Here is a 23,262-nt window from a genome sequence, read left to right as displayed (position 1 = left end):
AGCACTCACCGTCATCCTCTAGAAGGAGGAACGACTGAGTCGGGGATCTTTGCTCGTTGTCGGCTAACCAGAATTAACTCACGAACAACCACACACCAACACCCATCATCAATGTACCTGCGATACGGTTCATCAACTTGACGTTGTCGGCTTTACCCAGCATATGTTTTAGGCTCTTACCACCTGTCGCGTACAAGGTCATGCAGACAAATTCAGAAACCAGAATAATAGACACTAGAATGAACAACTGAGGCGCTAAATCGACATTGCTATTAATGAAAGGAGGCAGTAATGAAATCATGAACGCCCAACCTTTCGGGTTCGCAATCGCTGTCACGAAGCCTTGAACCACCAAATCCCAATCATTACTGACTTTGGTTGTTTGATTATCAGTACTGATCGCCAACTTGCCTCTTGAACGCCACATCTGAACACCCAAATAGAACAAGTAGCTTGCACCCACAAACTTAAAGACCGTAAATAGCCACGGGTAGTTAAGCATAATAGAAGCAATACCTAATACCGCGGCAATAGAAACTACAGCGACACCGGCCAATTCACCGATCATCATCCATAATGTACGCTTGTATCCAACACTCATTCCTAGCGTCAACGCCAAAGTCATACACATGCCGGGCGTGATTGACACAAAGAAAAAAGTGGGAATAAAAGCCCAAAGTAGCGCGCTGTCCATATTATTACCTTATCGACTTATTTTTATTTGAGTGTTTAGCTCGTTGAGCTGTCTTTGTAAGGAGTGACCTTGTATTTAGCGACACAACGAAAAAGAGCCACAATACAGTGGCTCTTTTTCATTACCAACCGTAATTTTACTTACGACGGTTTTTAATTCGCTTCATCATAGTCAAACGACGTTCAGCGCTTGCTTGATCTTGAGGCTCTTCGCTCGCGTTGTTCTTGCGACCCTGACGGTTTTTGTAAGCCGATTTTGTATTCAACTTCTCAATGTAAGCATCACGTTTCTTCGGTTCATAACCTGGTTGTTCGACACGGCGAATACGTTGTTGAATCAGTGTTTCAACTTGAACAACAGTCAGCTCTTCTTCGCGGTTAACGAAAGAAATCGCGTGACCTTGTTTACCAGCACGACCTGTACGGCCAATACGGTGAACGTAATCTTCCGCTAGGAAAGGCATATCGTAGTTAATTACGTGTGGTAAGTCTTCGATATCAAGACCACGAGCCGCAACGTCAGTTGCTACCATTACGCGCGCTCTGCCTTCTTTAAAGTCATCCAGAGCACGACGACGAGCACTTTGCGCTTTATCACCGTGACAAAGTACTGCTTTGATGCCGTCTAGCTTAAGCTCTTTTACCACATCATTCGCTGTTTCTTTGTAGTTCACGAATACAAGAACTTGGCGCCAGTTTTTACGGCCAATAAGTTCAGAAAGCAGTTCTGTTTTACGCTCTTGATCTACTGGGTAAACCACGTGACCGACAGTAGCAGCCGTTGAGTTTTCACGCTCAACACTAATACGTTTTGGTTTACGTAAAATATCAACAGACAATTGGTTTAACTGAGTAGAAGTCGTTGCAGAGAACATCATGATTTGCGGCGATGTTTCTACATCTAGCATGATCTTACGAACGGCATTGATGAAGCCCATATCAAGGATACGGTCAGCTTCATCGAATACTAGGAATTCTAGGTTAGCAATAGACACATTACCCGCTTCTAAGTGCTCTTCTAAACGGCCTGGTGTTGCAACCAAAATATCAACACCCAGTTCTAATTGACGAACTTGTGAAGACATCTTGTTACCACCGTAAACCGCAGAAACGCTTAGTTCAGTGTATTTAACGTAGTCTTTAATGTTTTGAGCGATCTGCGCAGCTAGCTCACGAGTTGGCGCAAGAATTAGGCCACGAGCCGTACCACGAGATGCTTTTTTACCGCTATTCAAAAGACTCTGAATAACAGGCAATGAGAATGCCGCTGTTTTACCCGTACCGGTTTGAGCAGTAGCAAAAATATCATGGCCTTTACGAGCCATTGGAATCGCTTTTTGTTGAATTGGAGTGAGTTTTTCATAACCACACTCAGTCAACGCTTTGACTAATTCAGGAGCAAAACCTTGAGAAGAAAATGACATTGTTACGGGTTCCTTAAGCAGACAGCCTACATTCTTATTTCAGCCGAGCACTATAAAGTAATTAGAGTGATTTATCTCACATTTATCGTGATATAACGCAAACTTTCTCATTTAATCTGGTGTTTACTTCACCATCCGCGAAGCAAACACCAGAATCATCGTTTCAAACAGGATAATTGGGCTATTTGATACCACACAGCTTGAGCAAAATCTGTTCGAGCTCAGCCCAAGGCATCTGTTGTGAGTCAATCACTTCAAGTCGAGATTCGAAGCCATCAAGTGTTATTTCATTCACTGATACGACTTGATTCGCCACGTTAAACGCGTAACAACCTTGGTCAGTATTCACCACCGCTTTTACACGCTCAGCCGTTAGATCCGACAACATAGAGAATAGCTCATCAAAATCAAATTTATGCTCTGCGCCAAATAGCCAACCACAACTAAAGTAGCCTTGTCCTTTGTTCTCTTTTCGGATGAAAGCTTCACCGGGAGGAAGTTGGAATTGAGGCTCTTGCTCAGCGTGATCATGATGGTGCGACTCAATGTGAGATGAAGCACTGCCATGTACCCTTTCAATATCTAAGACTTCTAAGGGTACTTCACCGTCATGGATTAACTTATGAAATACCTTTGATGGTGATTGGTTAGTTACCCAGTCATTGAATACATCGATATCTTCAGAATGCACTAAATCGACCTTGGTTCCTAAAATCACATCGGCACTGCCTAGCTGATCATTAAAGTTCTGATTAGACATGTACTTTTCGTTAGATAGGTTTCTTGGGTCAACCAAGCCTAGCGTCGCTTTTAAATCAACATACGGTGTGTACTGTTCTGAAGTCAGCGTAGCAATAACCTGTTTAGGGTGGCCAAGTCCTGTCGGCTCAATCAATAAACGATCTGGCTTTTGGCGCAGCAAAGCATTGATGCCCACCGACATTGGAACGCCTGCAGTACAACACATGCAACCACCCGGCACTTCTTTAATCAAAGCGCCTTGATCTGTCATCAATGCGCCATCAATGCCGATTTCCCCGAATTCATTAACCAGAACAGCCCAGTTTTCATTCTCAGGTTTGTTTTTTAGTAGGTTCAAAATAGCGGTCGTCTTACCGACACCCAGAAAACCCGTAATTATGTTTGTAGGAACTTTTTTGGTCATATCAGTTCTCCTTTTTCAAGGAGTATATACTCAATCACCGAAAAGTTGACCCCAATCGATTGTTTATACTGAGATTCATTAATAGAGATATGGCGAAAATATAATCAGAATAGATAAGAGTAGAAATAAATAGATAAGTAGATGCGAAAGTTGGATGCTCCAAACGAACTAAAGGCGTACTTTATCAGTACGCCTCACCCTCGTTACTCAATCGTGAGTTCGCGAATCAGGAAGCCTTAAATATCGACCTGAACAATTAACGAGGAACTAAAACTTTGTTTCTGAATCCATCCAAATTGTGTGTAAAACCTCACTTCTCCTTGCGGTTCGTTATGTTGCTTTACGATTTAACTATGGTTCATTTTTGGGGATATTCAAGCCACCACCAGAGAATCGATCAAAATTGTGACGGCGATTCCACAATTTCCCATAGATTCCATTTATATAACACGCACATTCCATAAATGAAATTCAACTTTTCATCTTTGCTGCTATAGGATATGCAGAGGACGCGTATAATTTACGACAAACCCGCCTTAACCCATTCAGGAGCCTTATCTCAATGACCAGAAGAGAGAAAATTAAGCAATCCTTATTAGCCAAAATGCCAAGGGATGCTATTAATCAATTTCTCTCAAGAGATAAGACACCCGCTTCCGTTCTCTTTCTTTCTTGTATTGTAGGTGTACTTGCTGGTGTTGTTGGTACCTATTTCGAAGTCGCGGTTCATTTCATCACAGAAACTCGTACCGACTGGCTTAAAGATGAAATCGGTAGCTATTTACCCCTTTGGCTTGCCGCTTTCCTTATTAGTGCTGCATTTGCCTTTATTGGTTACTTCCTCGTTCATCGCTTTGCTCCAGAGGCTGCAGGCTCAGGCATCCCTGAAATTGAAGGGGCGATGGACGGTATGCGCCCAGTTCGATGGTGGAGAGTATTGCCAGTAAAATTCTTTGGCGGTATGGGCGCATTAGGTTCTGGTATGGTTTTAGGTCGAGAAGGACCAACCGTTCAAATGGGCGGCAGTATTGGTCGCATGGTCACCGATATCTTTCGGGTCAAAGATGACGACACTCGCCACTCACTGTTGGCTTCGGGTGCCGCAGGTGGTTTAGCCGCCGCATTCAACGCACCTCTGGCTGGGATCATGTTTGTGGTCGAGGAGATGAGACCACAGTTTCGCTACTCACTCATATCAATTAAAGCCGTCATCATCTCCGCGGTTTCAGCCAACATCGTTTTTCGATCAATCAACGGACAGTCTGCCGTCATCACAATGCCTCAATACCAACCGCCTGAACTGGATGCTCTGTGGTTATTCTTGTTGTTAGGCGTGTTGTTCGGCCTGTTTGGTGTGATTTTCAATAAGCTGATTACACTCTCGCAAGACCTGTTTGTGGCAATACACAAGAATGACCGTAAACGCTACTTAATGACAGGTTCCCTGCTGGGCGGTTGCTTTGGCTTATTGCTGCTCTATATACCTGAGTTGACTGGCGGTGGTATTGGTATCATCCCGAACATCACTAATGGCAACTACAGCGCAAACGTGCTGCTGTTAATCTTCTTAGGGCGCGTGCTCACCACGCTACTTTGTTTCGGCTCTGGTGCACCGGGTGGTATCTTTGCACCAATGCTTGCTCTAGGAACGCTCTTTGGTTACGCGTTTGGGCTTATCGCGGCGGCATTCTTTCCTGAACTGAATATAGAGCCGGGTATGTTTGCGATTGCCGGCATGGGCGCCTTATTTGCCGCCACCGTGCGAGCGCCTATCACTGGCATACTGTTGGTTATTGAGATGACCAATAACTACTATCTCATCCTACCGTTGATCATCACCTGCTTGGGCGCAGTAATCATTGCTCAGATGTTAGGAGGTCAGCCAATTTATAGCCAATTACTCAACCGTACGCTCAAAAACGAGAAACTAAGACAGCAAGACCTCCCTCAGCAAGAGGAAGTACGTTAACGACATTGAGAACGGTAGTTCAAATGTGGGACTTAAACGTAACTCGTTAAGTCCCACTAATACAGTCAAGTTCCACTGATACATGAGCAAACCAAGCTCGGTATTTATAAATCACTCAAAAAAATAAAGCACACTTTCCTCGTGCTTAATGTCCCGATTTCGTATCAAAATCAAAAAAGCAAACGTTAAACTTGCTATCATCCACTCAAAATTATTTGAGTGTCCTTAACATCTATTGAGGACACAGCTGAGCGCTCACTCTAGAGCAAAAGTTCTAGAATTGACTCATATTATATAAACAGCTCACATTCTATATAACTCATATTCTATAAATAACTAGTTGGAGAAAGGCGTTGAACTGGAGAAGGTTAACCCAAGTAAAAAATGTGCCGCCATCTCAGGCGTCTTTGGCACTTGGCGTTATTGGACTAGGACAAGCTTGGGCATTATATCTGCCTGGGGTTGGTGAGATCATTCGCCCTTACCTTGCTGCATTTGGCGCACTGTTATTGCTACCCGTTTTACTTCGTTATCTCACCAGCTTTAATACTTTCATCAATGACATTCGTCATCCGCTTAGTGGAAGCTTGATGGCACCAATGAGCATGGCGTTATTGATTCTATGCGACTATTTAGCCGAAATCTCTCCAGTCATTGCTTACCCAGTCTGGTTCTGCGCGTTGTTATTGCATTTTACCATGATGGTGTTGTTCTTTAGTTTCCAGATCATCAACTTCAAAATGTCGAACATTGTACCGAGTTGGTTTCTGTATCCGGTGGGGTTAATCAGCAGTTCCTTAGCAGGTTCACAATTTGGGCACACCGTTTTTTCAGAAACACTTGCGGCCACTTGTATCGGTATCTATTTCCTAATGCTGCCAGTGGTGTTGTACCGCTTGGTATTCGAAGGAAACCTGCCACGCCGAGCAAGACCAACCTTAGCCATCATGGCAGCACCTGTGAACCTGTCTTTAGCGGCTTACTTGGTTAACTTCGACAACCCAGACCCGATTCTAACAGGTGCGTTGGCTGGCATTGCTATCACCATGACGCTACTGATCTACTTGTGTTACATACGATTGATGCGTCTGAAATTCCAACCTTCGATTGCTGCCGTCACTTTCCCTTCCGTGATCAGCGCTATTGCCATGCATCGTCTAACTACGTTTTTCGGCGAGGAATACCCACAATGGTATTGGCTGCACAAGTTTGGTTTCTTCGAGCTAACCATCGCGACTATCCTAGTGATTTGGGTTGCAGGTGGTTACGTGAAGATGTACTGGCCTGAGTTTTTTGATACTGACTACATGTCTAAAAAGGTCAAACGTTCTTAAACCGAAGCTAGAAGAGCTTAGTTTGCTCGACCGAATTCTCCAATATTCGATATGTCAGACACGAGAACCAAACAAAAAAAGGCCTCACAATGTGAGACCTTTGAATAGGCAAGGTGTTAATAGTTCAGGCGAGTGTTAATAGAACTGGCGAGAGCTATTAGAAGTTAGCGTGAGGGCCAAATACTTCGTAGTGTACGCGTGAGCGATCTACTTTAAGTGCGTCTAACTGCTCTACGATGTTCTTCATGAAACCAACAGGGCCACAGATATAGAAATCACTCTCTTCAAAGCCTTGAGTATCAGAGATAGACGCTAGATCCATTTGACCTTGATGTGTGTTCTCACAAGCAGACTCGTCTTTGTTCATGTACCACGTTTTCGCTTCCCAACCTTTGTCAGCAACAATATCTTTAACACGAGTCGTGAAAGAGTGTTGGCCTACGTTCTCACAAGCGTGAAGGTAAAGTACTGGCTCGTTTTTATCTTCCGTGTTTAGGAACTCAAGCATAGACTGCATTGGCGTTACACCAACACCTGCAGAGATGAGCGTTACTGGCTTGCTGCGCTCTTGATACATAAAGTCACCTGCTGGTGCGTATAGGCTAACTTCATCGCCGATAGCAACGGTATCGTGCATGTGGTTAGAAACAACACCTTGCGTTTCTTGACCTTGGCCTTCACGCTTCACTGAGATACGGTAGTATTTTCCGTTCGGCTTGTCTGACAGTGAATACTGACGAATTTCGCTGTATTGTGCGCCTTCAGGTTTCACTTCAATACCGATGTATTGTCCTGGTGTGTAATCAAGAACTTCGCCACCGTCTTTTGGCTGTAAGATGAAGCTTGTTACGAGTGCTGACTCTTCGATCTTGTCTGCGATTACAAACGCACGTGCTGCTTCCCAACCGCCAACAGCCTGCTTGCGCTGTAGATAAAGTTCAGCTTCACGGTCGATGAATACTTGCGCTAAGAATAGGTAAGCGGCAGTCCATGCTTCTTCTACTTCTGGAGTAAATGCCTCAGTAGCTAATTCACGCAATGTTTCAATCAGGTGCAAACCAACAATTTGGTAGTGCTCTGGTTGAATGTTAAAGCTTGTGTGTTTCTGTGCAATACGTTCAACCGCGGTGGTTAGCGCCGCTAGGTTTTCAATATTTTTAGCATAAGCCGCGATAGCTTCAAACAGTGCCACACCTTGGCGACCTGTTCTTTGGTGAGTCATATTGAAGATATCTTTCAATTCAGGGTTATGCGTGAACATACGTTGATAGAAGTGTTGAGTTAAAGCAGGGCCTGCGCTTTCTAAAAGAGGAATCGTCGATTTGATGATGTTGATATGTAGATTGTTTAGCATTGATTTACTCCGAACACTTAGTCTTTTGACCACTTGAGTCAAATTGACTAGTTTTATTTAAAGATGACTTTATACCAATTCATTCTCAATGAGCTCTCTGGCTGCATTTTTTATGAGAATCACGTGGACTGATAAATGGGCATTAATTGATTCAAATCAACTATAGGTCAGTTATTCAGTCATATAGACAACACGTAATGGACACATTGCACAAACGGTGCCAACATGCGAAAGCTTGCTGTGTCTGGCATCCTTTCAAAAATTCACTTCAAACTTTAGTCAAAAAGACCTTTTTTTTGTGTCATAAAGACTCTACCATGTATAAAAATACAAACAGTATGAGCCCTTTATGCAAGACATCTCAGCATCCACTCTTATGGAAATGACCATTGGTTTAGCCAGCGGTGTGAATGATCAAGACCGTTTTAATCGCCTAATCGATGCCATTCGTAAAACCATAACGTGTGATTGCGTCGCGCTTTTAAGCCTTCAAGGCGACACGCTAGTACCCATCGCAATGCAAGGGCTCAGTCGAGATACATTCGGTCGCCGCTTTATCATTTCGGAACACCCACGCTTTGATGAGATTTGCGCATCACGTTCTCCTGTTCGTTTTGATGCTGATAGCTCATTGCCTGATCCTTTCGACGGCTTACTAATCGACCACGACGGCGATTTACCAATGCATGCCTGCATGGGTTTACCTCTGCTGTTTGGTGACAAATTGTTAGGAGTGCTAACCCTAGACAGCCTAAAACCTGATGTCTTTGCGAATATTCCTGCTCGTAACCTAGAAGTTCTCGCTGCTATTGCGGCTTCAACCATGCAGATGGCGATGACTTTCTCGCAACTTGAGCATCAAGCAAAACAGTCAAAGCAATTACTGGAAGAGTTGAACGTAGAAGCGTGGGAACGTGACGGCGGCGAGTTGATTGGTAACAGTGACACCATGGTCGCGCTTAAGAACGACATCGCGGTTGTAGCACCGTCTGAGTTTAATATTCTGATTCATGGTGATACTGGTGTTGGTAAAGAGCTCGTTGCTCGTACCCTGCACCACCAATCGCAACGTAAGCGTAATCCGCTGGTCTACGTGAACTGTGCTGCTATTCCTGAGAACTTGGTAGAGAGTGAACTATTTGGTCACGTTCGTGGCGCATTTACTGGCGCAGACAAAAACCGCTTAGGTAAGTTTGCTCTAGCCGATGGCGGCACGCTGTTCTTAGATGAAATTGGTGAATTGCCTTTGGCAGCACAAAGTAAGTTACTGCGTGCGCTGCAAAACAACGAAATCCAACCGGTAGGCCAAGACAACATCCAAACCATTGATGTTCGTGTTCTGGCTGCAACCAACCGAGACTTAAAGCAAGAAGTTGAAGACGGTCGATTCAGAGCCGACTTGTATCACCGACTTAGTGTATACCCTATCGCGGTACCTGCATTGAAAGAGCGTGGTGACGACATCAGCTTATTAGCTGGCTTCTTCCTAGAACAAGCGCGCCGTAAGCTTGGCATCAACCAAGTTAAGTTCCGTTCTGATGTTCTGGTATTCCTAAACCGTTACGGTTGGCCAGGTAACGTTCGTGAGCTTGAACACGTTATCAGCCGTTCAGCACTGAAAGCATTGGCTCGCAGCACTAACAAAAACCTCGTGACAATCACTAAAGAAGATTGTGGTCCACTCGACCAAGATCAACCGATTGCGACGACACAGGTAAAAAACACACCATTATCGACACCAACGATCGACCTATCCGCTGGTTTACGTGGCGCGACGGACGATTTTCAACGCAGCATCATTACTGAAGTGTTGGAAGATGCCAACTTTAACTGGGCGCAAGCAGGACGAGTTCTGAAAACAGACCGAGCAAATCTGACTCGACTGTCTAAGCGTTTAGGACTAAATGTGGCTAAGTCTCACACGATCGAACGGACAAAATAGATATTAGCGGTTTGTTGCGAGCATCTAGCAAAACTTGTGTATATAATGCTGCAAATTGTAACGCTAATTTTAAATATGTAGAGAGAGTTATGAAGTTTATCCGTTGGTTCTTAGGTCGTGTCATCTTGTTATTGAATTTTGTATTCAGCCCACGTGGTGTGAAGCGCTCTCAAGAAGAGCAAAGCAAAGTGAATGAGCAAGCAAAGACGCACACGTTATACCAATTCGAAGCGTGCCCATTTTGTGTAAAAGTGCGCCGCGCGATGAAACGTCAATCGGTTCAATTTGAACTTCGTGATGCAAAGAACAACGATCAACACCGTGCAGAGCTTGAAGCTGGTGGCGGTCGCGTTAAAGTGCCTTGCCTACGTATCGAAAAAGACGGCAAAACTGAGTGGATGTATGAATCTTCGGATATCGTTACTTACTTAGAAAAGCAGTTCGCATAAGCTAACCTGCGTAACGAAAGTCAGATACAAAAAATCCCTCAAATATGAGGGATTTTTTATGTCTATTATTTGGAACTCGTCGCTTTCAATTTAAGGAAGAAAGCTCAAATGACTACTTCGACACAATCAGCATCAATTCTACACGGCGATTACACGCCTTGCCTTGCGGAGAAGCGTTAGTACAAGCAGGTACGTATTCGCCAAAGCCGCGAGTGTAAATAGCACGACTCGAAACATAGTTACTTTCCAAGCGCGCTTTCACTTCTTTTGCACGTAGCTCAGAAAGCGGATCATTAACACGATCACTGCCCGTGTTATCAGTATGGCCCTCAATCACCACATCAATGTCTCGGCGTTGAGAAAGGTAACTGCCTAAAGTATCCAGCCATTGATTGTAGGCTGGCTCAGGGAATGCCGAACCCGTTTTAAAGTTCACGTGCTGTTCCAGCTTTACCATCACATGGTTGCCCGGCAGTACTTCAAAGTCGATACGGTTTTGTCTTAAAAAAACTTCCAGTGGGTCATTAGTCGAGACACCACGTCCATAGTTGGTTGTGATGGTTTTTTGTTGATGAGTGCTGTTCTGGACTGAGTAACTGCGATTGCTCGCTACAGATGTCGTTTGAACCACACCCCATTCAGGATGCATAAGGTCGTAATCGGTTTGCGGAGCAGTTTCTAGCAGATCGTCACCTAACATACCCGTTGGTAACGTCGTTTCACACCCTGCCAAAGCTATGCTTAACATTATCGCTAAATATCTCATTACTTCACCAACCACTCATGCAGATAAACCATTCACTAATGTCTATATCGGCACCGAGGGAAAAACTTTAGACAAAAACTTTATACGAAAAGAAAGCACATCCCAAAAAAGTGCTTTTGATCACAGTTAACCGTCAACTAGCCTGTCATCACCCGCTAGTTCCAACTGTTTGCATTTATTTACCTTATAATTGTTTTCCAATTCGTACTAAATAGTTAGAATCTCACGACTTCTCAACGCTAGAGCAAACATTATGTTTAAACCATTTACTAAATTCATCACAGCACTCGCTGCCGTACTTATTATTGCGGGTTGTAGTGAAACAGACGAGCCACAGAAAGGCGTTCAATACGAAGCACTTCCTACTGCTCTAACTGAATTTAACCTGTCTCCGATCACTGAAATCTTCTCTTTAAACTGTGGTCACTGTCGTCAAATGGAAAGTGCAATTCCAGAGATTGAGTCGCTAACAGACCAAACTATTGGCAAGATGCACGTAACGTTCAATGAAAGTGCTCAAATCAGCGCAATGATCTACTACACAGCAGTGATGCAACTTGACGCGACACCTGACCACGCGTTCATGGACGACCTATTTGGTGCCGTTCAAATGGGTGCAGATGCAACGCCAGAACAGCGTCAACAAGCACTAGAGACAGCGTTCACTTCTCGTGGTTTGGTTAGCCCATACCAACTGAATAAAGAACAGCAAGTTGCTCTATTTGACTACGTTAAGAAAGCAGAAGAGATCTCAGTAAAAGGTCAAATCAACTCAGTACCAACATTTATCATCAACGGTAAATACCAAGTACTCACTGCAGGTCACCAAGATGTTGCTGGCATCGCAAAAACGATCAACTACCTTTTGACTCAACCCTAATCACGGCTTTAGCCCATTGATTAACACACTCTGTATTAACTGCGAAATTCTGCATTAACTGTCAAATTATGCATTAACTATGAAATACAGCATTAACTATAAATAGGTTTTACTATGTCTAAATTTATCATCCCGGTCATTGTCTTTATTTTGGCTGGCTTCATGATCTACCGCACTTGGATGAATCATAAATCTGGCGAAGAAAATATCGAGCAAGGCCAACAGTTTCTTGTCGAAAACGGTGCTAAAGAAGGGGTTGTTACGACTGAAAGCGGTCTTCAATACCTTGTACTTGAAGAAGGTACAGGCACAGAGCACCCAACTAAGAACAGTAAAGTAACGGTTCACTACCACGGTACACTTATCGACGGCACTGTTTTCGACAGCTCTGTTGAGCGCGGCGAGCCAATCTCATTTGCTCTTAAGCAAGTAATCAAAGGCTGGCAAGAAGGTTTGACTTACATGGTTGAAGGCCAAAAAGTTCGCCTGTTTATTCCGAGCCAATTGGCTTACGGTAAGGGCGGTTCAGGCCCTATCCCACCGTCATCAACTCTGATTTTTGATGTTGAGTTAATCTCTATCAAATAACCGAAGTGACTGATATAAGCCCCAACATACAAGCTATGTTGGGGCTTTTTTATATGTGAACATTTGAAAGCACTTTGGCACTTTGGCTATTTAGCTACTTTAACAACGACCAAATATACCCTCAAAAATCGACCACTAGACGACTGGTCTAATTTGAATTATAGTACTGCCCATGAACGAAAAAACGAATGACACACGCCTGCATGTTTTAGATGTTGGCTACCAATTAATAGTGAACAACGGCTTTAACGGCGTTGGCTTATCGCAATTGCTTAAAGAAGCGGACGTGCCGAAAGGGTCGTTTTACCACTACTTTAAATCGAAAGAGCAATTTGGCGAGGCTCTGATCCAACACTATTTTGAGACCTACATCAGCAGAGTTGAAACTATTTTGGTTCATGGCGAAGGAAACCATTACCAGAGAATCATCAGTTATTTCACTCGATGGTCACAGATTGAAAACGGTACCTGTAACGCTCATAAATGCTTAGTCGTTAAGCTCAGCGCTGAAGTTTCTGATCTTTCTGATCCTATGCGTCAAGCCTTACTAAAAGGGGCTGAAAAAGTGACCTCTACGATACAACACTGTGTTGCTGGTGGTATTGAAGATGGCTCCATTAAAGTTGAAGACAGCCAAGAAACCGCTCAAAATCTATATTCTATGTGGTTGGGCGCAAGTTTGTTGAGCAAACTAAGCCAGAGCTCAAGCAGCTTAGAATCAGCTTTAAACCTAACCCAACAGATTTTAAAAGGTAAAAACTAACCACGTACTGTGTTTAGTCTTTATTAACGACAGATAACCCGCCCTCTTATCAATTTGATGACGGCGGGATTTTTAGACAACAAGACTAGACGACTGGTCTAATTCTAAATGTATAATATAAATTAAGGATATCCAATGACTCAACAAGACAATCGCCGCATCGTATTGGCTTCTCGCCCAGTTGGCGCACCGACTCAAGACAACTTCCGTTTAGAGACAGTAGCCGCACCAGCGATTCAAGATGGTGAAATGTTACTTCGCTCAGTTTATCTTTCTCTAGACCCATACATGCGTGGTCGTATGAGCGATGCTAAATCTTACGCAGACCCAGTTGCGATTGATGAAGTGATGGTTGGTGCAACTGTATGTCAGGTTGAAGAGTCAAACCACACTGATTACGAAATTGGCGAGTGGGTACTGGCTTACACTGGTTGGCAAGATCTTGGTGTGTCTAACGGTGAAGGCCTCATCAAACTAGGCAAAGAACCAACGCACCCTTCTTATGCACTTGGCATTATGGGTATGCCTGGCTTTACGGCTTACATGGGTTTGCTTGATATCGGCCAACCTAAACAAGGCGACACTCTAGTCGTTGCGGCGGCAACAGGTGCAGTAGGCGCAACCGTTGGACAAATCGGCAAACTAAAAGGCTGTCGTGTTATCGGCGTTGCTGGTGGTCAAGAGAAGTGTCAGTACGCGAAAGACGTGCTTGGCTTTGACGAATGTATCGACCACAAAGCTGATGACTTCGCGGAGCAACTGGCTAAAGCATGTGACAACGGCATCGACGTTTATTTTGAAAACGTTGGCGGCAAGGTTTTCGATGCCGTAATGCCATTGCTTAACACCGGTGCTCGTATTCCTGTATGTGGCCTTATCTCTCAATACAATGCGACATCACTGCCTGAAGGCCCGGATCGCATGTCTAGCCTTATGGGTACGCTGCTGGTCAAGCGTATTAAGATGCAAGGCTTCATTATCTTTGATGACTACGCGCACCGTTATAACGAGTTTGCTGTTCAAATGACCGAATGGTTGTCTCAAGGCAAGATGCACTATCGTGAGCACCTAATTGAAGGTCTAGACGAGGCGCCACAAGCATTCATGGGGCTATTAGAAGGCCAAAACTTCGGTAAGCTTGTTATCAAAACAAACGAAGCTAAATAAATTCAAAACTGAACCCGTTAGTTAACTAGGTAGAATCATGATTACTTTGCATCACCTGAATAAATCACGCTCAAAGCGCATCATCTGGCTGTTGGAAGAGCTTGGGGTAGATTACCAGATCAAACCATACCAACGAGACAGTGTCACTTTTCTTGCGCCACCAGAGCTTAAGTCCGTTCACCCATTGGGTAAATCTCCTGTCATTGAAGACGATGGCATCGTGATCACTGAATCAGGCGCTATCACGGAATACCTAATCGACAAATACGGTCAGGGTAAGTTCGCACCAACACGCGGCACAGCTGACTACGTAGAATATTCACAGTGGCTACATTTTGCTGAGAGTTCAGGTATTCTCCCGATGCTGCTTAAAATCTTTGTGATGAAAGACGGTTGCGAGACTAATTTCCTTGGCGGCTACGCTGACGATGAAAACCAAAAGATCTTAACTTACGTGAATAATGCACTTGAAGGTAAAACCTACTTAGTTGCAGACACACTAACAGGTGCCGACTTTATGATGTCGTTCATCGTAGAAATCGTTGGTAACTTTGGTGCAACTGCGCTTTACCCTAACATTGCTAAATACGGTAAGCTTTTGACTGACCACCCTGCTTACCAAAAAGCAGAGCAAGTAGAGCTAGAACACTCTAACTGATCGAGTTTCACTCAAGCGCGTGCGTTCTTAGAATAAGTACGAGCAACTAAATGAAGCCAAAGCCGATTTATCTTTCGCTTTGGCTTCTCATTTGTCTTCATTTCGACAACAATACCGAACTCTAACTGAATAGCCATAGAGTTTGATCTTCATGTCAGCAAACCTTGCTCAATACACACCACTGCTTCCCTTAAACCAAACCGCGACTCAAGACTTGTCGATACCGACTCGGTTTACGTTTCCGTATTACTATACCCCGCACCCTACGTGTGAATTAGCTATGCTGCAGCTTCAACAGTCACTCATCGACTGTGGTGTAAACGAAACCTCACAAGGTAATCTCTACGCTGTTCTTCTTGTTCAGAATCCAACCACACAAGAATTAGGCTATGTGTCTGCGTTTTCAGGTTTGCAGTTAGATTCTTCACTAGCCTCTCAGCTAACAAGCATCGCCTTTGTGCCTTCTGCTTTTGATGGCCAACAGTTTCAATCTCACAATAGTGCAAGCCTCGCTCGCCAATCACAACTAGCGGATGACATTAAAAAGCTACGACAATCGCATAACCTAGACACATTAGTAGCTGAGCTTGAAGAGTTAACAGTCGAATCAGCACAAGCTATCGAACCCCTTCAGTTGGCGATGACCGCGAATAAAGCTCAACGTAACGAACTCAGAGAGCAAGCCAATCAAGAAAAGGCATTGGGGAATCTAGAGTCAGCGGCGAATTTGCTCAAACAACTGGGCAATCAAAGTAGCCAAGAGAAACGCGACCTAAAAGCGCTTCGTATCGAATGGAAGCAAAAGATCGCAGAACGCCAATCACAAGTTGATTTGATCGAAAGCGAACTGAAAAACCGTAAGCAAGATCACCAAGCCATTTCAGAACAGTTAGAAACTCAACGTCTCTCTCACTATCGCTTTATCGATCAAGCTCTCGAATCAAAGAGCCTACTTGAATTGTTAGATGGCAAAGACGCTCTTGAAGGCTCTGGCGACTGTTGCCTGCCCAAGCTGCTTAACTTTGCTTTTGAACACGGGTTTAAGCCATTAGCTTTGTCTGAGTTTTGGTGGGGATTACCGCCTACAGATATCATTCGACAACACGCAAACCTCTACCCGGTTTGTCAGAGTAAAAGCTTTGAGGTCCTCGACCACCAGCTAACTCATATTGAATTAGAAGATAATCCGCTTATCGTGAACCCTGCGGTTGGTAAGTCGTTTGATATTGTCTATGAAGACGACGAGATCGTGGTGGTGAATAAGCCTGAGGAGTTTCTCTCAGTTCCCGGCAAGTTTATCGAAGACTCGGTTTATACACGCATTAAAGCGCGTTACCCGAATGCAACAGGGCCTTTGATCATCCATAGATTAGACATGTCGACGTCAGGTTTGTTGATCTTGGCGCTGACGGCGGAGTCAAACAAGCACATTCAGAAGCAATTCATTGATAGAACCGTCGAGAAACGATACACAGCTCTGTTAGATGGTGAAATCGACGGTAAATCTGGCGATATCAGCTTGCCTTTGCGCGGTGACATCACAGACAGACCAAGACAACTGGTTTGCCATGAACATGGACGTAACGCTGAAACTCATTGGGAAGCGATTGGTACCAGCAATGGTAAAACCAAGGTTCATCTGTATCCGAAAACAGGCCGCACCCATCAGTTGCGTGTGCATTGTGCTCATCCATTAGGCCTTGGTGTACCGATTCGTGGTGACGACTTATACGGATACAAACGCGAACGCTTGCACCTACACGCGGGTTACCTAAAGTTGATTCACCCAACAACCGGTGAATGGATGGAATTTGAAGTGCCTTCTGAGTTTTAAATGATTTCTATTTGGTAGGGCTTCGTGCCCTACTCTTATTTTCTTTGCCTCTCACCTCTATCGCTACATACGAATAAACTTAGTACGCTGCAATGACCAAGAAGCCAGAGCCCAACAGAGTAACCATCGCGGGAATACCGTCCTTCCAAGTATCAAAGCGTAAGTGGAAATAAAGCGCCCCTATCGAAGTCGCCCCCAATATTGCACTACCCATCAATTGAGTCTGTGCTGGTGAGATGTCACATAGGGTTAAAATCAAAAGAGCCGCTCCGGTCAATTCGACTAACCCCACGAGAAACATGATCTTTCTATTCAAGCCATAGCTTTTAAAGAAACCAAGCTGAATTTCAAAGACCTTCTTTTGCCAACCAAGCGTCTTGATTGAGCTCGCCAACACAAAGAACATCACCATCAAAATACTTATTACTGTACTCATTCCGTCTACCTCTATAAGAATCATTAATTTCAACGATGTTATTTAATCATTCATAATTAAGGTGATAAATGCTAGTTTCATGATAGTAAAGATTCCAAATTGGAATAGATAAACACAAGGTGAGTAAGATGGATAAGATTGAGTGTATTCGTATCTTTGTGGAAACCGCGCAACTGAATAGCTTCACCGCAACCGCCAATAAGTTCAACATGACACAGGGTGCGGTTAGTAAGAAGATCGCATGGTTGGAAAGTGACTTGGGGATGACTCTGTTTCAACGAAACAGCCGCAAGATATCCCTCACTCATGCAGGGAAAGACTACCTAGAATATTGCTCCCGTTTGCTCGAAGAGATGTCTGCCATAGAAAGCAAGCTCAAGCGTGAGACAGAATCCGTAGAAGGCGAGCTCAAGATATCTGCGCCAAGTGCCTTTTCATCGATGTTACTCAGTGAGCCGCTTCAAGCTTTCATTGAACAGCACCCAGGTATCCGCATTAACCTGAGTGTCGACGACCGTATTGTTAACCTCAATGAACACAATATAGATGTCGCCATTCGAGCATCACAACTTGAAGACTCAGGGTTAAAAGCTCGCTTTCTTTTCAACAATAGAGTTCACTACTTTGCATCGCCCGATTACTTAAAAAATCACGGAAAACCTAAACATCCGCAAGATCTTAGCCAGCATAAGTGCTTAACTTATTCTCTGATGAACCCTGCAAACGAATGGCGTTTCACAGACAAAGATCGCCAGTGCACCAGTATGAAAGTAAACCAAATTTTCACGTCAGACAGTCCAGAAATGTTACTTAAAATGGCTAGACAAGGTTTAGGGGTGGTTGCTTTACCGGGTTGGATGGGCAAAGAATTTGTAGAGAATGGGGAATTAACGCCGTTATTAGAACAATGGAGCAACAGCTACTTACCCATGTACGCGGTGTATCATGCGAGTGACTATTTGCCCCAACGAATTCGAGTTTTTATCGATTTTCTTGCGGAGCATCTAAGCTCTACGAACGATTAGCCCATCACATCTGTACGTTGCTCAACGCATTCAAAAGAGCCCATTTCGAACTCACGGCAGATCCAAGGTCGGTTTTCGTAAATAGTACACATCAGTGTTTCTCGATCAACTGCCGAACACCAGCCATCGTCTAATCTCAGCATGGTCTCGCCGCCCCACTCGTCATAAGCAATATGCTCTTCAGGAACGCCGGTATCTGTGATGATCATAACCTCTAAACGACAACAGCATGCCTGACAATTGGCACAAGTTACTTCAGGTTCGGTTACGTTCTTTATCTCTATGGTCATAAGTGACTACACTGCTAAATTTTGCGTATAGTAATCGAAACCGTCCGCTACGGCTAATAAAGAAAGTAGATGATGGTGTTTTCATTGATGTAGAAATAACAATGGGCGCTATGATTCACTCACAACACCCATTAATTTATTTTTTAGCTCGGTAAAGACTCTATTTAGAATAGGCTCGCGAAAAACAACTTGACGTAATCCATCAGACGTTTGAATATTCCACCTTGTTCAACAGCCTCTAGCGCAATCAATGGCTGAGTTTGCACATCTTCACCATCGACTGTGTAATGAACCACACCTAGTGTTTGACCTTCTGCAATCGGTGCCTTCAACTCAGAATCAAGCTCAATCGATGCCGTTAGCTTTTTACTGTCTGACTTAGGCAGTGTGATAAACGTATCTTCTGCAACACCCAGCTTCAATGTATCTTTGGCACCAAACCATACCTTCTCTTCAGCGACTTCATCTCCACCTTGATGTGGGTTTAGCGTATCGAAGAAGCGGAAGCCATAGCTCAACAACTGTTTACTGTCTGACTCACGGCTCTTAACGCTTGATGCGCCCATAACAACCGCGATAAGTCTCATCTCACCTTGTGTCGCCGAACTCGCTAAACTGTAGCCAGCACCAGAGGTATAGCCCGTTTTCATTCCATCAACCGTCAAGCTTCTATCACGCAGTAAGCCATTACGGTTGTGTTGTGTGATGCCGTTATAACTGAACGAACGTTCGCTGTATAAGCCATAAACATCCGGTAAGTCACGAATAATCGCACGACCTAGCAATGCAATATCGTAAGGAGTCGAATAAAGATCGTCAGCGTCTAAACCATGCGCGTTCGCAAAATGGGTGTTTTCTAGTTTCAGAGACGAAGCCCAAGAGTTCATAAGATCCACAAATGCGTCTTGTGAGCCCGCAACGTGTTCCGCAATCGCAACACTCGCATCGTTACCTGATTGAATAATCAAGCCGCGGTAAAGGTCCATCATTGCTACATCGGTGTTCACTTCGATGAACATTTTTGAAGAGTCAGGGAAGTTCTTCGCCCACGCGTTCTCGCTGATTCGTACCTGATCGTCAGCAGAGATGTTGCCTCGCTTCATCTCTTGCCCAGCCACATAGCTGGTCATTAGTTTAGTCAAACTCGCTGGGTTTAACTTAGTGTGTGCGTTTTTTTCTACTAGCACATCACCAGAATTAAAATCAATTAACACATACCCTTTTGCGCCTAGGCTAGGTGGGCTTGGTACTATAGAAGGTGCTGCGATAGCTGCATTACTTACCATCGCTGCGTTACTTACAATGAATATACTTAATAGAGGGAGAGAGTATTTGGAAAACAGTTTCATTGAATCAAACCTAAGTTAACGTTTTGAGCAGTATAGACAAATGCTAGCAAAAGAAGCGCGAACTTTACGTTGCTTTACGTATTTGTACCATTCGTTACAAATAAAAAAGTATAATCTGCGATCTGACCATATTTTCAACAACCAATATTGACTCAACGAATGCATCCAACGCCTTATTCTATCGCTCAGGCATGCGTCTAAATAACATTTCAACAAAGCCAGTAATGCGCTGTTTGCTCTCGCTTGGCTCTAAATCAGGTTGAATGCCAGACTGTGCTAATGCTTGCCATTGTACGACCTGAGAGTTAGGTACGAAAAAAGCAATGTACAGAGATCCTTTCTCGGCGACTTTTCCGTCACCATCATAAAATGGCACCCCTGTTGAAAGCTTAATCGCATCGAAAATCGAGTCATCATTTAACTCTGATTCTTCGGCCAATCCAAAACCGACAACAACATCACCAACTGCACCATTTTGATTCAGTTGATAACCTTTCGTAGCGAGTTGATCTTCAATCGCATCACGCACCAGATCGGTTACTACGGTCTCATCGTATTTTTGAGAAAGGTAAACCTGCTCTGATTCAGGGTGCCACGAGTACGTCGTTACTCCGTGTTTCATGAACTCAAAATCACCACTGGTGACCACACCATAATTGTGTGTTGGCGGCATTTCTTGTGTGGTACATGCTGTCATTCCAATCGCTATCAAAGCCAATAACACTGCTTTTTTTATGCTTTTTGTTGCACAAATGGATCGTTTTATCATTCGCGGCTTCCTTACCTATATAAGAATAAATATCAATTAACCTCCCAACATAAATAGTAATTATGTTAATAGAAAGGTCATTAAACGTTTGCGTAATCGCTAACCTTCACTTCTGCCCGTTTTGGGGGTTTAATCACAAAAACAGAGTTGGTATAGTCTACCTCGTTAAACATAACCAGACCATTCGAGGCACGGAGCTTCCTCAATCATCTCATGAAGAGAAGAATTGGTACCGACAAAGTATCGGCAAATTTAAGAGGGTCAAACAATGGAATTCAATATGGTTGAAATTTTAGGTTACGCGGCATCTATTATGGTCGCAATTTCATTAACAATGAAAGATATCGTTCGTCTGCGTGTCCTTAACTTTATTGGCTGTACTCTCTTTACAGCATACGGCGTTATGATTGACGCATGGCCAGTGGTCGCGACCAACGGTTTCATCGCTTGTGTAAACATCTACTTCCTTGCAAAAATGCAAAAGGAAAAAAAAACGGAAGCGATGAAAGCAGCGAAAGCTTAAATTAGCGATTAGCATTTCAAATATTTCTGAAAAAGCCCAAGTAGAGCGATCTATTTGGGCTTTTTTGTGTCTGTCGCTCTCAAGAGCATGATTTCCAATTTTCCAGCCTTTGAAGACATCGATTCTTTCAACTGATCACATATAAGCAACGCGATATTCGTTCTTTTGATACGTCTGAGTGTTGTTACATCCCCTCTCTTTTGCTTGATAAAGCGCTTTATCAGCTTTATCGATCGCTGTTTCAATATCAGTGAGCGCTCGATCGTGACAACAGCCAGCACTGATTGTGACAGGTGACACCAAACCTTGCAGTTGCTCTACACTTCGTCTTAGTTCCTCAGACAATTCGAATAACTCACGCTCATCACAATCAAATGTCACCAAAATAAACTCTTCACCGCCATAGCGCGCAATCAAGCGACGACGATTAACAAATCTCTTTAGCGATTTTGCGACCTCACAGATAACCCTATCGCCTTGAGCATGACCATATTGATCGTTCACCCGTTTGAAATGGTCAATATCAAGCAAAATGACACCGACATTTGTTAGCGGGTAAGGCGACCTTTGAGCAACGTTCAGTTTTAAGTGCTCGATAAAACTCCGCCGACTAGGAAGACCAGTAAGGTAATCGAGGCTCGCAACATCTAAGATTTTAAGATGACGATGCCGCAGGTAAAGCACCAACACGACAATAATACTCAGCAAACTCACAACCAAAGCCATCAAACTAATGAATAGTAGGCTGTGATTTCGATTGAGCTCTTGCTCTAAGATACCTGCGGAAATAACCCAATTCAGATAGGGGTAAAACTTATAGAAGACGTTTTTGTTGGTCGTGCCATTATCACTGGAAACCGTGTAGCTAAATTGACCTTCTGGCTGGGTTGCGATTCGATCAATTAGCAGTTCGGACGAGTAGCCTATCAAGGCTTTCAATGACTTGTGTTCATAATCAGGATGAAGCACTAAGTTACCCTGAAGATCAATAATGTACACATATCCGCTATCACCGAACGCGTACTTTCTCAGCTTATCTTTTAAGCCTTCAAGATCGACCAAATACATCAATTCTTCTTTATAGGTCGTCGCGACCAAAGTATTGCCACTCGGTAGCCTCATCGAATAGGCAACTTTTGCACGCCGACTTATCTCATGCGGATTAGCGTGAAAGTATTCGATCATACCAGAGTCGATACTGAGCTGTTTTTGGATATGAGTAAGATGCCCGCGCTTCTTTCCTTGCAAGAAAGGGTGGTAGAGGTGAACGCCTTGCTGTGACATCAAATAGATATAACCTGATTGTCCAATGTGCAGTTCACTGGCGATCTGGCTTACTTGTTCAATTTCTTGTTCCGGTGTGGCATGCCATACATGGGACGCAACGGTGTCGGTAATTCCTTTTAGATATGTCTTTATCGCCTCATTAACTGTTGTGTCGACAATATCGTAACTCGCATTCACAATCGTTCGAAAAAATAGCTGGTTGGATTCCAACAGTGACCTTTCAGTGAGGTTAAATTGAAAGGCCGAAAGAATCATCGACACAATGGCGAGCGCAATGGAAAAACTAAGAATGTATTTACGTCTGACTTTCAAGATTACCCCATAGATTTATAATTTTAGGTAACGCTGTGACTTCTCTTATATACAGACTGTTTTATATCATGGTTTTATTTTTTACTGAACGAGTGTCGATATTTTTAAGGGTTTCTATACGCAATCTGTGACTTAAAGCAAAAACGCCGAACTGGATTCAGTTCGGCGTTTTAATTTTACGTTGAAGTTGATTACTTAAATTACACTAAAACCTTGATAAATAGACTTAAAAGCATTCGTATTTACTGACTATCAACGCAACCTATTGTCTATAAATGGATTAGT

The 23,262-nt window shown here is 43.7% G+C and carries 22 protein-coding genes; 12 read left to right on the top strand and 10 right to left on the bottom strand.

All coding sequences use genetic code 11. The annotated features are described in order from the left end of the window. Positions 1 to 73: 73 nt before the first annotated feature. From AC3CHU_RS22290 to AC3CHU_RS22280, 3 genes are all read right to left on the bottom strand, one after another. Positions 74 to 694, bottom strand: a complete 621-nt coding sequence (locus AC3CHU_RS22290) for a LysE family translocator (protein ID WP_017076073.1) — start codon at positions 692 to 694, stop codon at positions 74 to 76. Positions 695 to 830: 136 nt separating this feature from the next. Continuing rightward, positions 831 to 2,117, bottom strand: a complete 1,287-nt coding sequence (locus tag AC3CHU_RS22285) for a DEAD/DEAH box helicase (RefSeq protein ID WP_054545580.1) — start codon at positions 2,115 to 2,117, stop codon at positions 831 to 833. A gap of 181 nt (positions 2,118 to 2,298) precedes the next feature. Next, a complete protein-coding gene (locus AC3CHU_RS22280; RefSeq protein ID WP_488525712.1) occupies positions 2,299 to 3,282 on the bottom strand; it encodes a CobW family GTP-binding protein in 984 nt (327 codons plus the stop codon). 562 nt (positions 3,283 to 3,844) lie between these two features. Between AC3CHU_RS22280 and clcA the strand changes: the two genes are divergently transcribed. Both clcA and AC3CHU_RS22270 read left to right on the top strand, forming a co-directional pair. Further along, positions 3,845 to 5,251, top strand: a complete 1,407-nt coding sequence (clcA, locus tag AC3CHU_RS22275; protein WP_017078301.1) for a H(+)/Cl(-) exchange transporter ClcA — start codon at positions 3,845 to 3,847, stop codon at positions 5,249 to 5,251. Between the two features lie 353 nt (positions 5,252 to 5,604). Then, positions 5,605 to 6,585 (top strand): TDT family transporter, encoded by a 981-nt coding sequence (locus AC3CHU_RS22270; RefSeq protein ID WP_488525711.1) that lies wholly within the window; start codon positions 5,605 to 5,607, stop codon positions 6,583 to 6,585. Between the two features lie 157 nt (positions 6,586 to 6,742). Here the strand turns inward: AC3CHU_RS22270 and hmpA are convergent, their stop codons facing one another. Next, complete coding sequence (gene hmpA, locus AC3CHU_RS22265; protein ID WP_473578326.1) at positions 6,743 to 7,939, bottom strand: NO-inducible flavohemoprotein; 1,197 nt, start codon at positions 7,937 to 7,939, stop codon at positions 6,743 to 6,745. A gap of 349 nt (positions 7,940 to 8,288) precedes the next feature. Here hmpA and norR point away from each other — a divergent pair, with 349 nt between their 5' ends. Further along, entirely contained in the window at positions 8,289 to 9,881 is a 1,593-nt protein-coding gene (gene norR, locus AC3CHU_RS22260; protein ID WP_004731373.1) for a nitric oxide reductase transcriptional regulator NorR, read from the top strand. An 89-nt stretch (positions 9,882 to 9,970) separates the two neighbouring features. Beyond that, positions 9,971 to 10,330 (top strand): glutaredoxin family protein, encoded by a 360-nt coding sequence (locus tag AC3CHU_RS22255; protein WP_004731371.1) that lies wholly within the window; start codon positions 9,971 to 9,973, stop codon positions 10,328 to 10,330. A gap of 112 nt (positions 10,331 to 10,442) precedes the next feature. Here AC3CHU_RS22255 and AC3CHU_RS22250 read toward each other — a convergent pair whose 3' ends face one another. Beyond that, positions 10,443 to 11,078, bottom strand: coding sequence for an OmpA family protein (locus AC3CHU_RS22250; RefSeq protein WP_488525710.1), 636 nt, complete (start codon positions 11,076 to 11,078; stop codon positions 10,443 to 10,445). Positions 11,079 to 11,349: 271 nt separating this feature from the next. On the opposite strand from AC3CHU_RS22250, the gene AC3CHU_RS22245 reads away from it, so the two are divergent. The 6 genes from AC3CHU_RS22245 (at position 11,350) to AC3CHU_RS22220 (ending at position 16,986) form a co-directional block, all read left to right on the top strand. Next, positions 11,350 to 11,976 carry a thioredoxin domain-containing protein gene (locus AC3CHU_RS22245; RefSeq protein WP_004731367.1) on the top strand — a complete coding sequence of 209 codons (627 nt, stop codon included), beginning with the start codon at positions 11,350 to 11,352 and terminating at the stop codon, positions 11,974 to 11,976. A gap of 114 nt (positions 11,977 to 12,090) precedes the next feature. Then, entirely contained in the window at positions 12,091 to 12,564 is a 474-nt protein-coding gene (gene bamJ / locus AC3CHU_RS22240) for a BamJ family beta-barrel-assembly machinery protein (RefSeq protein ID WP_004731366.1), read from the top strand. A 172-nt stretch (positions 12,565 to 12,736) separates the two neighbouring features. Beyond that, positions 12,737 to 13,327: a TetR/AcrR family transcriptional regulator gene (locus AC3CHU_RS22235; protein WP_029222534.1), complete on the top strand. Its 591-nt coding sequence runs from the start codon at positions 12,737 to 12,739 to the stop codon at positions 13,325 to 13,327. Positions 13,328 to 13,462: 135 nt separating this feature from the next. Then, positions 13,463 to 14,494, top strand: a complete 1,032-nt coding sequence (locus AC3CHU_RS22230) for an NADP-dependent oxidoreductase (protein WP_488525709.1) — start codon at positions 13,463 to 13,465, stop codon at positions 14,492 to 14,494. Positions 14,495 to 14,531: 37 nt separating this feature from the next. Next, on the top strand, positions 14,532 to 15,152 hold the full coding sequence (locus AC3CHU_RS22225; RefSeq protein WP_488525708.1) for a glutathione S-transferase family protein: 621 nt from the start codon (positions 14,532 to 14,534) through the stop codon (positions 15,150 to 15,152). A 151-nt stretch (positions 15,153 to 15,303) separates the two neighbouring features. Next, positions 15,304 to 16,986: an RluA family pseudouridine synthase gene (locus tag AC3CHU_RS22220; protein ID WP_488525707.1), complete on the top strand. Its 1,683-nt coding sequence runs from the start codon at positions 15,304 to 15,306 to the stop codon at positions 16,984 to 16,986. A 79-nt stretch (positions 16,987 to 17,065) separates the two neighbouring features. On the opposite strand, the gene AC3CHU_RS22215 is transcribed toward AC3CHU_RS22220, so the two are convergent. Then, complete coding sequence (locus AC3CHU_RS22215) at positions 17,066 to 17,446, bottom strand: DoxX family protein (RefSeq protein WP_488525706.1); 381 nt, start codon at positions 17,444 to 17,446, stop codon at positions 17,066 to 17,068. A 104-nt stretch (positions 17,447 to 17,550) separates the two neighbouring features. On the opposite strand from AC3CHU_RS22215, the gene AC3CHU_RS22210 reads away from it, so the two are divergent. Next, positions 17,551 to 18,447, top strand: a complete 897-nt coding sequence (locus AC3CHU_RS22210; RefSeq protein ID WP_488525705.1) for a LysR family transcriptional regulator — start codon at positions 17,551 to 17,553, stop codon at positions 18,445 to 18,447. On the opposite strand, the gene AC3CHU_RS22205 is transcribed toward AC3CHU_RS22210, so the two are convergent. The 3 genes from AC3CHU_RS22205 to AC3CHU_RS22195 form a co-directional block, all read right to left on the bottom strand. Beyond that, positions 18,444 to 18,737, bottom strand: coding sequence for a YkgJ family cysteine cluster protein (locus AC3CHU_RS22205; protein ID WP_017085602.1), 294 nt, complete (start codon positions 18,735 to 18,737; stop codon positions 18,444 to 18,446). The genes AC3CHU_RS22210 and AC3CHU_RS22205 overlap by 4 nt on opposite strands. 164 nt (positions 18,738 to 18,901) lie before the next feature. Then, complete coding sequence (locus AC3CHU_RS22200) at positions 18,902 to 20,086, bottom strand: D-alanyl-D-alanine carboxypeptidase family protein (protein WP_017085601.1); 1,185 nt, start codon at positions 20,084 to 20,086, stop codon at positions 18,902 to 18,904. Positions 20,087 to 20,264: 178 nt separating this feature from the next. Further along, positions 20,265 to 20,855, bottom strand: coding sequence for a DUF4136 domain-containing protein (locus tag AC3CHU_RS22195; protein WP_102462795.1), 591 nt, complete (start codon positions 20,853 to 20,855; stop codon positions 20,265 to 20,267). Between the two features lie 268 nt (positions 20,856 to 21,123). On the opposite strand from AC3CHU_RS22195, the gene AC3CHU_RS22190 reads away from it, so the two are divergent. Next, positions 21,124 to 21,378: a YgjV family protein gene (locus AC3CHU_RS22190; RefSeq protein WP_010430226.1), complete on the top strand. Its 255-nt coding sequence runs from the start codon at positions 21,124 to 21,126 to the stop codon at positions 21,376 to 21,378. Between the two features lie 135 nt (positions 21,379 to 21,513). On the opposite strand, the gene AC3CHU_RS22185 is transcribed toward AC3CHU_RS22190, so the two are convergent. Then, positions 21,514 to 22,977 (bottom strand): sensor domain-containing diguanylate cyclase, encoded by a 1,464-nt coding sequence (locus tag AC3CHU_RS22185; protein ID WP_488525704.1) that lies wholly within the window; start codon positions 22,975 to 22,977, stop codon positions 21,514 to 21,516. Positions 22,978 to 23,262 lie beyond the last annotated feature (285 nt).

This window comes from Vibrio sp. QJM3NY_39 (assembly GCF_057785895.1).
Note: the sequence above shows the minus strand (reverse complement) of the source record. Positions and strands in the feature narration are given on the sequence as shown.